At 65.6% G+C, this 13,437-nt stretch carries 10 protein-coding genes; 8 read left to right on the top strand and 2 right to left on the bottom strand.

Annotated elements, in window-relative coordinates; translation table 11 throughout:
• Nucleotides 1-108 precede the first annotated feature (108 nt).
• The 8 genes from CIT37_RS14545 (at nucleotide 109) to garD (ending at nucleotide 11,519) form a co-directional block, all read left to right on the top strand.
• Nucleotides 109-1,191: a lysylphosphatidylglycerol synthase transmembrane domain-containing protein gene (locus CIT37_RS14545; RefSeq protein ID WP_028143274.1), complete on the top strand. Its 1,083-nt coding sequence runs from the start codon at nucleotides 109-111 to the stop codon at nucleotides 1,189-1,191.
• 86 nt (nucleotides 1,192-1,277) lie between these two features.
• Nucleotides 1,278-3,230 (top strand): SGNH/GDSL hydrolase family protein, encoded by a 1,953-nt coding sequence (locus tag CIT37_RS14540; RefSeq protein ID WP_038949085.1) that lies wholly within the window; start codon nucleotides 1,278-1,280, stop codon nucleotides 3,228-3,230.
• Between the two features lie 267 nt (nucleotides 3,231-3,497).
• Entirely contained in the window at nucleotides 3,498-4,850 is a 1,353-nt protein-coding gene (locus CIT37_RS14535) for an MFS transporter (RefSeq protein ID WP_161966408.1), read from the top strand.
• 123 nt (nucleotides 4,851-4,973) lie between these two features.
• Nucleotides 4,974-5,879 carry a LysR family transcriptional regulator gene (locus tag CIT37_RS14530; RefSeq protein WP_018317334.1) on the top strand — a complete coding sequence of 302 codons (906 nt, stop codon included), beginning with the start codon at nucleotides 4,974-4,976 and terminating at the stop codon, nucleotides 5,877-5,879.
• A gap of 129 nt (nucleotides 5,880-6,008) precedes the next feature.
• Nucleotides 6,009-6,953 (top strand): 5-dehydro-4-deoxyglucarate dehydratase, encoded by a 945-nt coding sequence (kdgD, locus tag CIT37_RS14525; RefSeq protein WP_018317335.1) that lies wholly within the window; start codon nucleotides 6,009-6,011, stop codon nucleotides 6,951-6,953.
• Nucleotides 6,954-6,977: 24 nt separating this feature from the next.
• Entirely contained in the window at nucleotides 6,978-8,321 is a 1,344-nt protein-coding gene (gene gudD, locus CIT37_RS14520) for a glucarate dehydratase (protein WP_095425592.1), read from the top strand.
• An 83-nt stretch (nucleotides 8,322-8,404) separates the two neighbouring features.
• A complete protein-coding gene (locus CIT37_RS14515) occupies nucleotides 8,405-9,853 on the top strand; it encodes an aldehyde dehydrogenase family protein (protein WP_038949082.1) in 1,449 nt (482 codons plus the stop codon).
• A 124-nt stretch (nucleotides 9,854-9,977) separates the two neighbouring features.
• The gene (gene garD, locus CIT37_RS14510) at nucleotides 9,978-11,519 is read left to right on the top strand and encodes a galactarate dehydratase (RefSeq protein ID WP_095425593.1); all 1,542 of its coding nucleotides are present in this window, start codon (nucleotides 9,978-9,980) and stop codon (nucleotides 11,517-11,519) included.
• A gap of 29 nt (nucleotides 11,520-11,548) precedes the next feature.
• On the opposite strand, the gene CIT37_RS14505 is transcribed toward garD, so the two are convergent.
• Nucleotides 11,549-12,271, bottom strand: coding sequence for a hypothetical protein (locus CIT37_RS14505; RefSeq protein WP_244611241.1), 723 nt, complete (start codon nucleotides 12,269-12,271; stop codon nucleotides 11,549-11,551).
• Between the two features lie 6 nt (nucleotides 12,272-12,277).
• A complete protein-coding gene (locus CIT37_RS14500; protein ID WP_161966407.1) occupies nucleotides 12,278-13,165 on the bottom strand; it encodes a MipA/OmpV family protein in 888 nt (295 codons plus the stop codon).
• Between the last annotated feature and the right edge of the window lie 272 nt (nucleotides 13,166-13,437).

Genomic DNA, 13,437 nt, shown 5'->3' with positions numbered 1-13,437 from the left:
TTAAATGAGCTGGATCATGCCCAGCGATCGATGCCTGCTTTTGGCCGTGATCGTACCCGACTGGCCAATGTCTGGCCGGGTCGGTCTTGCCCCCCGCCGGGAGGATGAATGCACGGACTGCTGCCCGCGCTGAAACGCGGCTTCAAGAGATGGATCGGCTGGCGACGGCTCGGAGTTGCCGCGAGCATCTTCATTATCGCCTTCGCGATCACCTCGCTGGTGCGGACCCTCAAGGGCATCGATACCGGGGTCATCCTGACTGCGTTAACCGAGATTCCCCGCGGCAGCATCGGGCTGGCGGCGATCTGCGTGTTCTTCGCGTTCTGTACGCTGACCTTCTACGATTTTTTTGCACTGCGAACGATCGGCAAGAAGCACGTTCCGTACCGCATTGCGGCGCTCTCCAGCTTCACGTCCTATTCGATCGGCCACAACATCGGCGCCACGGTCTTCACCGGCGGCGCAATCCGCTTCCGGATCTATTCGGATTACGGGCTGAACGCGATCGACGTCGCCAAGATCTGCTTCCTGTCGGGCCTGACCTTCTGGCTCGGTAACATCTTCGTGCTCTCGATCGGCATGGCGATCCATCCGGATGCGGCGTCCTCGATGGACCAGCTCCCCTCCTCGATCAATCGGCTGATCGCGCTCGGCGGCCTTGCCTCGATCGGTGCCTATCTGGTCTGGCTCTGCATGGGCGAAAAGCGGCGCGAACTCGGCCAGAAGGGCTGGAAGGTCGTGTTGCCGTCGGCGCCGCTGACGCTGGTCCAGATCCTGATCGGTGTGGTCGATCTCGGCTTCTGCGCCACGGCGATGTATCTGCTGATGCCGGCCAATCCGCCGATCGACTTCATGTCGCTGGCCGTGGTGTTCATCCTGGCGACGCTGCTCGGCTTCGCCAGCCACGCCCCCGGCTCGATCGGCGTGTTCGATGCCGCCATGCTGCTGGCGTTGCCCGAATTCGGGCGCGAGCAGCTTCTGGCAACGCTGCTGGTGTTCCGCATCCTCTATTTCGTGATCCCGTTCGGCCTCGCCATCTCCATCATGGGCACGCGCGAGCTCTGGATGAACGTGGTCGAGCCCTGGCAGGAGCGGCGGCGGCTGGCAGAGGCCTGCGCGCAGGCCAATCTGCCCAAGCAGGTGACGCCGATGGAGCGCGAGCGGATACTGCGCCAGGCCAACAAGCGGTAGGCCACGATCTGGACCCGGAGGGGTTGCGGGGGGCGGAGCAATGCTCTCTTATTTCCGCCTCAACTTTGCCGTTGAAGACGCGGGCCATGATCCCTGTATTCCTTCGTACCCTCTCCGCAGGCGCCCTGTTGCTTGCCGGGATTCTGACGGCCATGCCGCCCGAGCGCGCGAGCGCTCAGGACGCCGGCGCCCTGCAGATCAATTGGGAGGTGCGTAACCGCTTCCGGCTGTTCCGAGAGGAGCGCGACTTCCTGCTCCATGTCGAGAACGCGCGCAACCGCAGCATCCTGGCGGCCGAGCAATCGCTGGAGCTCCAGAGCGAAGGCCGCGGGTGGGCCCGCAACATGGTCAATCGGCTCTGCATCGACCTCCAGGGCCGGGTCAACCAGCCCTGCACCCGCGACACCACCAAGGAAAACTACCTCACCCCGATCGATCACCCCGTGACCGTCCGTCTCGTTGGCGCGGTGCCGGTCGGCGCCACCTGCGCCTGGTCGTTCGACGACGGCGACGGGCCGCAGCAATCGACCTTCGACTGCGCCGAGCCGATCAATTTGCGCGTCCGCTACGGCAAGCAGACGGTCGCGACCGTCGACGTCTCCTCCGGCTCCGATCCGACCCAGCGCGTCCAGACCGAGATCCAGGTGCGTGACATCTTCGTCGCCGGCCTCGGGGACAGCATCGCGTCCGGCGAAGGCAATCCGGACCGGCCACTGGCGCTGTCGGACGAAGGATTTTGCTTCCGCTCCTATCTGGGCACCGCCGGTGCGCAGTACTACCGGCCGAGCCGCCACGGCTTCAAAGGCGGCCGCGCCTGCGAGGCGCCGGACACGCTCGCCAACTGGCAGCGCTACAGCGCGCTCTGGTTCAACTCGCCCTGCCACCGCTCGCTCTACAGCTACCAGACGCGCACCGCCCTCGCACTCGCGGTGCGCTACACCCACATCGCAGTGACCTACCTGCCGCTCGCCTGCACCGGCGCCAGCATCGGTGACGGCCTGCTCGGCTCGCAGCGCGCCCGCGAATGCCCACCCGGCAAGACCGGTGTCTGCAACACCAGCGTGAACGCACAGGTCGCCGAGTTGCGCGAGGCGCTCACCGCGGCGAAGAAGCGCCAGCCCGATCGCACGCTCGACCTCGTGCTGCTCTCGGTCGGCGCCAACGACGTCTATTTCTCCGGCCTCGTCGCCGACGTGATCGTCGAGACCGCGACCGAGCGCGCGCTGTTCCGCCGCTCCGGCGTGATGGCGAGCGTCGACGATTCCCGCGATGCGCTGGCGCGCGAACTGCCGCAGAATTTCGTCAAGCTGCGCGAGGCGCTCAAGCCGCTGGTCGGCGGCGACCTTTCGCATGTCGTCTATGTCTCCTACGCCAACCCCGCGCTCGCCGACGGCGGCGTACCCTGCCGCGGCGGCCGAGCCGGCTTCGACATACATCCGGCTTTCAACGCCGATCCGCAGCGCCTTGCCCGCGTCTCGACCTTCGTCGATACCGAGTTCTTGCCGCAGCTGAAGGGGCTTGCCACCTGCACCCGCGGCGCGCTGTGCCGCGATCCCGAAGCCGACCGCATGACCTTCGTCGATGCGCATCAGGCGGCGTTCGCCGATCACGGCTTCTGCGCCCATTCGGGCAACGACCCCGAATTCGACCGCAGCTGCTTTGCGGAGAACGGCCAGAGCTTCAATCCTGATATCGTGAGCGCGGCGAGCCAGCCGATGCTGTGCGGCCGCGGCGCCTCGGAATACCGCGCCTATTTGCCCCGCGCGCGCTGGATCCGTGACGCCAATGACAGCTATTTTGCCGCGATGACCTATCCGCAGGGATTGCCGGCGGCGAGCCAGCCGACCGACATTCACGACGCGACCTGGGGCGTGCTCTCCGCCGTCTATGGCGGCGCGGTGCATCCGAGCGCGGAAGGGCATGCGGCGATGGCGGATGCGGCGCTGCCGGCCGCGAGCGCGGTGCTCGGGCTCGATGCCGTGCCGCCGGGCGTCACGCGCGGATTTCTGCCGCAGCTGTTGCCGAGCGCAAAGCAGTAGAAGCGCGATCCAGTACGCCGTGACGGCAGTGATTGAATCGAGACGCCTCGGCGTACTGGATTCCCCGCCTTCGGCGGAGTGCGTGGTGTAGCGCGCTGCCACAAACTGCACTCGCGCAATCTCACTCCCTTACCATCGTTCCCCGCTACCTGCCGTTTCATCAATCCAAAAACGGTATCGATCGATACCCCCTTGAACTTGGACACTTTGCCGCGCGCGCCTCTAGGAGTCGGATCGAGGAAACATCTCGACTTGAGGAGGCGCCTGATGAGCGCAGTGGTGTCCGCAGCGGACGTGAGGAGGTCTCGCGTCAGGCTGTTCATCGTGACCATGTTGTTCCTGGTCACCACCGTCAATTATGCCGACCGCGCCACGCTGTCGATCGCAGGCCCCGCGCTGTCCAAGGAGCTGCATCTCGATCCCGTCGCCATGGGCTGGATCTTCTCGGCGTTCGGCTGGTCCTATGTCGCGGCGCAGGTACCGGGCGGCTGGCTGCTCGACCGTTATGGCTCGCGTCTCGTCTATGCCTTCAGCATCATCATCTGGTCGCTGTTCACGCTGATGCAGGGCTGGGTCGGCTTCCTCAGCGCCGGCACGGCTGTTGTCGTGCTGTTCGCGCTCCGCCTCCTGGTCGGCGTCGCGGAAGCGCCCTCCTTCCCCGCCAACGCCCGCATCGTCGCGGCGTGGTTTCCGGGCAACGAGCGCGGCACCGCGTCGGCCTTCTTCAACTCGGGACAGTATTTCGCGACCGTGATCTTTGCGCCGCTGATGGGCTGGATCGCGCACGCCTATGGCTGGCGCTTCGTGTTCTTCGTGATGGGCGCGCTCGGCATCGTCATGGGCTTCGTCTGGCTCAAGACCATCTACGGCCCGAAGGAGCATCCTTCGATCAACGATGCCGAGTTCGACTACATCAAGGAAGGCGGCGCGTTGGTCGATCTCGACGCGCCCAAGAACGATCTATTGCGCGAGCGTGCGCAAGAGGCCGGCTCCGGATGGGACCACATCCGCCAGCTGCTCTCCAACCGCATGATGCTCGGCGTCTATCTCGGCCAGTATTGCATCAACACGCTGACCTATTTCTTCCTGACCTGGTTCCCGGTCTACCTCGTCAAGGAGCGCGGCCTGTCGATCCTGCAGGCCGGTTTCGTCGCGACGCTGCCGGCATTGTGCGGCTTCATCGGCGGCGTGCTCGGCGGCATCATCTCCGATGCGATCCTGCGCCGGACCAACTCGCTGACCATGGCGCGCAAGATCCCGATCGTCGGCGGCATGCTGCTGTCGATGTCGATCATCGCCTGCAACTATGTCGATGGACAGGCGCTGGTGGTCGGCTTCATGGCGCTCGCCTTCTTCGGCAAGGGCATCGGTGCGCTCGGCTGGGCGGTCGTCTCCGACACCTCGCCAAAGGAAGCCGGCGGCGTCTCCGGCGGCCTGTTCAACACCTTCGGCAATCTCTCCTCGATCACCACGCCGATCGTGATCGGCTACATCCTGGCCGCGACCGGCTCGTTCAACGGCGCGCTGGTGTTCGTGGGCCTCAACGCGCTGGTGGCGGCGTTCGCCTATCTCGTCATCGTCGGCAAGATCGAGCGGGTGACGCTCAAACGTTCCTCCTGAGGGCTCCCGATGGGAGCTTGACCAGGCAACTCAACGGCGGCCCAAAAGCCGCCGTCTTTGTTTTGGGGATGATCGATGCTAGAAGTACCGGGGAAACGCCTTATCCATCTAAGGCATGTATCGATGTTCGACCTCAACCAGCTCCGCTGTTTCGTCACGGTGGCGGAGGAATTGCATTTCGGCCGCGCCGCGACGCGGCTGAACATGACCCAGCCGCCGCTGTCCCGGCAGATCCAGGTGCTCGAGCACATCATCGATGCGCCGCTGCTGGAGCGCACCAGCCGCTCGGTGCGCCTCACCCCGGCGGGGCGCAGCTTTCTGCCGGAGGCGCGGCGCATCCTCAAGCTTGCCGAGAGCGCCTCGCAGGTCGCCCGCCGCATCGCGCTCGGCAAGACCGGCTCGCTGAAGATCGGCTTCACCGCGGCCGCGGCCTATGGCTTCCTGCCCGAACTGGTCGCGGCCTGCCGCGCAAAACTGCCTGAGGTCGATTTCTCGCTGAAGGAGATGGTGTCGGGCGACCAGTTCGAGGCGCTGACCTCGGGCCAGATCGACGCCGGCCTGCTCAGGCCGCCGATCGCGCGCCCCGAGCTCACCAGCCGCCGCGTCGTCGCCGAGCCCCTGCTCGCCGCGATCCCGAAGAAGCATCCGCTCGCCAATGCCGACAGCATCACCATCAAGGATTTCGACGACCAGCCCTTCGTGATGTATTCGCCCTATGAGAGCCGCTACTTCCACGATCTCCTGGTGGCGCTGTTCACCCGTGCCGACGTGCTGCCGCGTTACGTCCAGCATCTGAGCCAGATCCACTCGATCCTCGCCATGGTGCGCGCCGGCCTCGGCCTTGCCATCGTGCCGGCGGCGGCTGCGAGCCTGAAGATTTCCGACGTGCGCCTGCGCCCGCTGAAGCTGCGCACGCGCGTCCCCGTCGAGTTGTTCATGGTCTGGCGCCGCGACGACGAGAATCCGCTGCTGTCGGCGCTCGTCAAAATCGCGGGCGAACTGGCCTCTGCGGAGCCCGCGGAAGATTGATGCTGATTTCGCATCGGTCGATATAGGCTTTGGCTTGGACCCGCATCGAACGGTCTCCTAAACCACGGCGCATGGACGCGCAGCCTTCTGCTTGCGTCCTCCACAACACGCAATGAGGGAGCCGCGCCCATGAGCAAGATGACCCCGCAGGAAATGGCCCAGAAGATCGGATCTGGCCTCCTGTCTTTCCCCGTCACGCCCTTCAAGGCTGACTACTCCTTCGACGAGGCGACCTATCGCGCCAACATGGACTGGCTGTGCGGCTATGATGTCGCAGGCCTGTTCGCCGCCGGCGGCACCGGCGAATTCTTCTCGCTGACGCCGACCGAGGTCCCTGAAGTCGTCAAGGTCGCCGTCGACGAGACCAAGGGTCGCGTGCCCGTGCTCGCCGGCACCGGCTATGGCACCGCGATCGCCCGCGAGATCGCAATCGGCGCGGAGAAGGCCGGCGCGGACGGCCTGCTGCTGCTGCCGCCCTACCTCACCCACTCCGAGCAGGAGGGCCTTGCCGCCCATGTCGAGGCAGTCTGCGCCGCCGTGAAAATCGGCGTCATCGTCTACAACCGCGACAACGCGATCCTGCAGCCCGACACGCTCGCGCGGCTTGCCGAGCGCTGCCCGAACCTCGTCGGCTACAAGGACGGCATCGGCGACATCGAGCTGATGACCCGCGTCTACACCAAGCTCGGCGATCGTCTCACCTATGTCGGCGGCCTGCCGACCGCCGAGACCTTCGCGCTGCCCTATCTCGACATGGGCGTGACGACCTATTCCTCGGCCGTGTTCAATTTCGTGCCGGAATTCGCCACCAACTTCTACGCCGCGGTGCGCAAGCGCGACCATGCCACGATCCAGGCCGGGCTGAAGGACTTCATCCTGCCGCTGATCGCGATCCGCAACCGCAAGAAGGGCTATGCCGTCTCGATCATCAAAGCCGGCATGAAGGTGATCGGCCGCGACTCCGGCCCGGTCCGCCCGCCGCTCACCGACCTCACCGAGCAGGAGATCGCCGAAGTGACCGCGCTGGTGAAGAATCTGCCCGCCATCCGATCGACACAACAGGCGGCAGAATAGGGCGACAACAGCGAGGAGCGAGCGATGGCCGTGACCGATATCTCTGGCGCCCCTGTCGTCACGGCGATGCAGGTGATTCCGGTCGCGGGCCGCGACAGCATGCTCCTCAATCTGAGCGGCGCGCATGCGCCATTCTTCACCCGCAACATCGTCATCCTCACCGACAATGCCGGCCACACCGGCGTCGGCGAGGTGCCGGGCGGGCAGAAGATCTGGCAGACGCTGCAGGACGCGCGCGATCTCGTGATCGGCAAGACCGTCGGCGCGCTCAACAACATCCTCGCCGACGTCCGCACCGCCTTCGCCGACCGCGACGCCGGCGGCCGCGGCAAGCAGACTTTCGATCTTCGCGTCATGATCCACGCGGTCACCGCGATCGAATCCGCACTGCTTGATCTGCTTGGCCAGCATCTCAACTTGCCCGTCGCCGCGCTGCTCGGCGAAGGCCAGCAACGCAATAGCGTCGAGACGCTCGGCTATCTCTTCTTCGTCGGCGACCGGCGCAAGTCGAAGCTGAACTACGTCCAGGGCGAGACCGGCAAGTCCGAATGGTTCAATCTCCGCCATCAGGAGGCGATGACCCCGGAGACCGTGGTGCGGCTCGCGGAAGCCACCCACGACCATTACGGCTTCGCCGACTTCAAGCTGAAAGGCGGTGTGCTGCGCGGCGAGCAGGAGATCGAGGCCGTCACCGCGATCGCAAAGCGCTTCCCGAACGCGCGCGTGACGCTCGATCCCAATGGCGCCTGGTCGCTCGACGAGGCGATCCGCCTCTGCAAGGACATGCACGGCATCCTCGCCTATGCCGAGGACCCCTGCGGCGCCGAGGCCGGCTTTTCCGGCCGCGAGATCATGGCCGAGTTCCGCCGCGCCACCGGCCTGCCGACCGCGACCAACATGATCGCCACCGACTGGCGGCAGCTCTCCCATGCGCTGCGTCTCGGCGCGGTGGACATTCCGCTCGCCGATCCCCATTTCTGGACCATGCAGGGCTCGGTGCGGGTGGCGCAGACCTGCCGTGACAACGGCCTGACCTGGGGCTCGCACTCCAACAACCATTTCGACATTTCGCTGGCCATGTTCACCCATGTCGGCGCCGCCGCCCCCGGCAAGGTCACTGCGATCGACACCCATTGGATCTGGCAGGACGGCCAGGCGCTCACCAAAGAGCCGCTCCAGATCAAGGGCGGCAAGATTGCCGTCCCTGATAGCCCGGGCCTGGGTATCGAAATCGACAGGGCCGCCATCGACGCGGCGCATGACCTCTACAAGCAGCATGGACTCGGTGCCCGCGATGACGCTATTGCCATGCAGGACCTGATCCCCGGCTGGACCTTTGACGACAAGCGTCCGTGCCTCGTGCGTTAGACAAACTTCAGGCATGATCCCGGAAAAGTGGGCACCGGTTTTCCGATAGGGATCATGCCCCTTAAACGACTTGGAGGAATGAGATGACTGCGATCCTGAAGAACTTCATCGGCGGCGAATGGGTCGACGGCTCCGGCGTCACCAGGAACATCAACCCCTCCAACACCAACGACGTCGTCGGCGAATACGCCAAGGCCGACAAGGCGCAGACCGAGAAGGCCATTGCAGCCGCCAAGGCCGCCTTCCCCGCCTGGGCGCAGTCGACGCCGCAGGTTCGCTATGACGCATTGAACAAGATTTCCCTCGAGATCCTCGCCCGCAAGGAAGAGCTCGGCCGCCTGCTCGCGCGCGAGGAGGGCAAGACGCTCCCCGAGGGCATCGGCGAGGTCGCGCGTGCCGGCCAGATCTTTGCGTTCTTTGCCGGCGAGGCGTTGCGCCTGATCGGCGAGAAGGGCGCCTCCGTGCGTCCCGGCCTCGACGTCGAGCTCACCCGTGAGCCGGTCGGCGTCATTGGCATGATCACGCCCTGGAATTTCCCGATCGCGATCCCGGCCTGGAAGATCGCGCCCGCGCTCTGCTACGGCAACACCGTGGTATTCAAGCCGGCTGAGCTGGTGCCGGGCTCGGGTCACGCGCTGGCCGAGATCATCACCCGCTCCGGCATTCCCGCCGGCGTGTTCAACCTCGTGGTCGGCTCCGGCTCGGTGGTCGGCCAGACCCTGCTCGACCACCCTGACGTCGCGGCGATCTCCTTCACCGGCTCGGTGCAGACCGGACGCAAGATCGCGCAGGCCTGCGTGCTCTCGAACCCGATGAAGAAGTTCCAGCTGGAGATGGGCGGCAAGAATCCGCTGGTCGTGCTCGACGACGCCGACCTCAAGACCGCCGTCGAGGTCGCCGTCAACGGCGCCTATTTCTCCACCGGCCAGCGCTGCACCGCCTCCTCCCGCCTGATCGTCACCGAAGGCATTCACGACCGCTTCGTCGCGGCGGTGGCCGAGCGCCTGAACGGCCTGTCGGTCGACGACGCGCTCAAGGCCGGCGTGCATATCGGCCCCGTCGTGGACCAGAGCCAGCTCGACCAGGACCTGCGCTACATCAAGATCGGCCAGGACGAGGGTGCGAAGCTGTCGTTCGGCGGCGAGTTGCTCAAGCGCGAGAACCCCGGCCACTACCTGCAGCCGGCGCTGTTCACCGAAGCCAACAACAACATGCGCATCGCGCGTGAGGAGATCTTTGGCCCCGTCGCCGCCGTCATCCGCGCCAAGAACTACGAAGAGGCGCTGGCGATCTCCAACGACACCGAGTTCGGCCTCGCCTCCGGCATCTGCACCACCAGCCTGAAATACGCCTCGCACTACAAGCGCAACAGCGAGTCCGGCATGGTGATGGTCAACCTGCCGACCGCCGGCGTCGACTATCACGTGCCGTTCGGCGGCCGGAAGGGCTCGAGCTACGGCGCCCGCGAGCAGGGCTCCTACGCGCGCGAGTTCTACACGACGGTGAAGACGGCTTATACGTTCCCGGGCTGACCACCGGGAAGATATCGTAGGGTGGGCAAAGCGAAGCGTGCCCACCGCTTACGTTCGGTATGAAGCATGGTGGGCACGGCGCGTTGCGCCTTTGCCCACCCTACGGCTTCGGAGGCAAGCGCAGATGGACCAGGACGTGGCAGCGAAAGAGCAGCCCCGCTACATCAAGCTCAACGAGCGCGACAATGTCGCGATCGTGGTCAATGATTTCGGGCTTCCCGCCGGCTCCCGCTTTGCCAGCGGCCTGACACTGCGCGCCTTCGTGCCGCAGGGGCACAAGACGGCGCTGGTCGACATCGCGCAAGATCAGCCGATCGTCCGCTACGGCGAGGTCATCGGCTTCGCGCTGTCGCCGATCCTGGCCGGCGAATGGGTCGACGAGGCACGCATTCGCATGCCGGATGCCCCCGACCTCGACAAGCTCGAAATCTCGACCGCCGTCCCCGCCCCGCTGCCGCCGCTCGAAGGGTTCACCTTCGAAGGCTATCGCAATCCGGACGGCTCGGTCGGCACCAAGAACATCCTCGGCATCTCCTCTTCCGTGCAATGCGTCAAGGGCACGATGGAATATGCGGTCAAGCGAATCCGCGCCGAGCTGCTGCCGAAATACCCCAACGTCGACGACGTCGTGCCGCTGACGCATGCCTATGGCTGCGGCGTCGCCATCACCGCGCCAGACGCAGTGATTCCGATCCGCACGCTGCAGAACATCGCGCTCAACCCGAATTTCGGCGGCGAGATCCTCGTCGTCGGCCTCGGCTGCGAGAAGCTCGCACCGGAGCGGCTGGTGCCGGAGGGCATCGATAACGCCATCGTGCGCATGCAGGACGAAGCCTTCGACGGCTTCGGCGCCATCGTCAATGCGATCATGACGCAGGCGGAGGCGCGGCTGAAAATTCTCAACAAGCGCACGCGAGAGACCTGTCCGGCGTCCGACCTCGTCATCGGCCTGCAATGCGGCGGCAGCGACGCCTTCTCCGGCGTCACCGCCAATCCCGCCGTCGGCTTCGCCGCCGACCTCCTGGTGCGCGCCGGCGCTACCGTGATGTTCTCTGAAGTCACCGAGGTGCGCGACGCCATCCAGCTGCTCACCCGCCGCGCCATCAACGAGGACGTCGGCCGCGCGCTGGTGCGCGAGATGGCCTGGTACGATTCCTATCTCGCGCGAGGCGGCGCCGATCGCAGCGCCAACACCACGCCTGGCAACAAGAAAGGCGGCCTCGCCAACATCGTCGAGAAGTCACTGGGCTCGATCGTCAAGTCCGGCTCGAGCGCAATCACCGGCGTGCTCTCCCCCGGCGAGAAGGCGACGCAGAAGGGCATGCTGTTCGCGGCGACCCCCGCCTCCGACTTCATCTGCGGCACGCTTCAGCTCGCCTCCGGCATGACGTTGCAGGTGTTCACCACCGGCCGCGGCACTCCCTACGGCCTTGCGGCCGCGCCCGTCATCAAGGTCGCGACCCGCAGCGAGCTGGCGCGGCGCTGGAAAGACCTGATCGACTTCGACGCAGGCCGCATCGCCACCGGCGAGAAGACCATCGAGGAGACCGGTTGGGACCTGTTCCGCCTGATCCTCGATGTCGCCTCCGGCCGCACCAAGCCATGGTCGGACCGCTGGGGCATCCACAACGATCTGACGCTGTTCAATCCCGCGCCGGTGACCTGAGGCCGCCAGCCGGCTTCACTGACCACCGATCAGATGCATGTCGTCCAGCGTGACGGGCAGGCTGCGCGTGATGAGATCCGCAATCGCCGCGCGCAGCCGTTCGCTCGAAGCCGGACCGTCAAACGTCCCGTCCACCGGCCCGCTCGGGCGATCCCTATGGTCCCGGTGTTGTCGAGCGGCGCGGCCGCCCTCTTCTCGATCACGTCGAACGTCTTGCCGTCGATGACGCGGACCTCGTACAGCGCGTGGATCAGGCCGTAGTCCGCAAGCAGCGTCCGGTATTCGGCGATCCCGACCCCCTCGACGTTACGACCGTTTCCGAGTTTCGATTTCGCGCGGGTAATGACGATGTACGCATCCAGTCCCTGGGGCGTGACGTCGGTGCGAACCAGCTCCTTGAACGGATCGCTCCGCAGCAGATTGACGGGCGTGACCGCCGAATCTCTGACAGCAGCGAAGGCGGCGCGGGTGTAGTTGACGGCCTGAACGCGATAGCGTCCGCCTAGCAGCCGGGTGACCTGCTGGACGATCAGCTCATCCAGCCCCCATGCACTGATCGAGGCGCTTTGCCCGGTGGAGCCGAGCTTGGTAAGGCCTGCCTGTGAAAGGCTCATCTCTTCGCCGATGGCGGAGACGATGCCCACCGTCTTGATCGCCTGGAGCCGGCTCGCCCGCGTCTCGAACGCCGCCGCGGCGCCGAGGGCGACGCAAGCGGCTGCGAGGCCAATCCATAGAAAAGCAGTGCGACGCATGGTGACCTATCGGATCCTGAAATCGAACGAATACGACGCGCCGAGACCGACGGTGGTCTGGTTCGACGATCCCCGCAGCTTCACCAGCGGACTGTCCGCGGCATCGCCCAGCAGCTTCTCGTACTCGACATAGGCATGGACCTCCCACTGCGGATTGATGCGATAGGAGACCTGGCTGCCGAAGCCGACCGAGTGCGCGCCGCCTTTGGCATTGTATGTCGGCAATCCCGACGCCAGCGCCTGCGCGGCGTCGACGCCGAAATAAGGAGCGGTCGCCTTGGTGCTTTTCCAGGTGAAGCGCGGGCCGGCCGAGATCGTCAACCTCTGAATCAGCGGCACGATGACGTCGGCAGAGATGTCGGCGACGGTGCCGGTATGGCCGCCCACGCCCTGGCGCAATTCGCTGCGCAGGCGGAGCCAGTCGACCGGATAATATTCGACGAAGCCGCCGAGCTCGTAGGCGGCCTTGACGTCGCCAAGGCCGGTCAGCTCGGCATATTTGTCGGCCTTGCGCGAGGCGACGTATTTGAACGCAGGCCCTGCGCGAAAATTGCCGACGTCGAGCAGCGCGATGCTGGCGCTGTCGCGCGGCCCGCGAAACTGGTCGATCGATCCGGCGCGGCGAATGGAGAAGATCGGGATCGGCATGAACCTGCCGTTCTTCGATCCGACGAAGTCAGGCATGTACTCGCCGCCGATGCCGACCATGACCGTCCAGTTTCCAGAAGGCGAAGGCAGCATCGGCAGCTCGAAGGGCGGCGCCGGCAGCGTGAACGCGGTCTGCGCCGATGCGGATTGAGGGATCGCCATGATCGCGCCGATTGCGGCGAGCAAGGTGGCCGTGAGCCGCACATTCACCGTGAGGCGAAGAGCGGCGTCGTCAAAATGCTTCATTACAGGGCCCCGGACCGGCCATCCTGGCCTGGTCGACTCGTGTGGTTGGAGCTCCAGTATGTGGTCCGGCAAAATTGCCCCAAGATTGCAAGCCGAAAACCGCCGCCCCACCATGCTCCCGGCGCGCACCTGGCGACGGCCGCCGAACCAACATTGCCCGAACATTGCCGCGCGGCGCTCACGCCGCCAAACTTTGACCGCCGGTGCCGGCCAGCGCCGTCACCGCTGCCTTTTATTCGCCAAGCTCGCTGCCTTTATGGGAACCCTGCGCA

The organism is Bradyrhizobium ottawaense (assembly GCF_002278135.3).
Taxonomy (GTDB): domain Bacteria; phylum Pseudomonadota; class Alphaproteobacteria; order Rhizobiales; family Xanthobacteraceae; genus Bradyrhizobium; species Bradyrhizobium ottawaense.
Note: the sequence above shows the minus strand (reverse complement) of the source record. Positions and strands in the feature narration are given on the sequence as shown.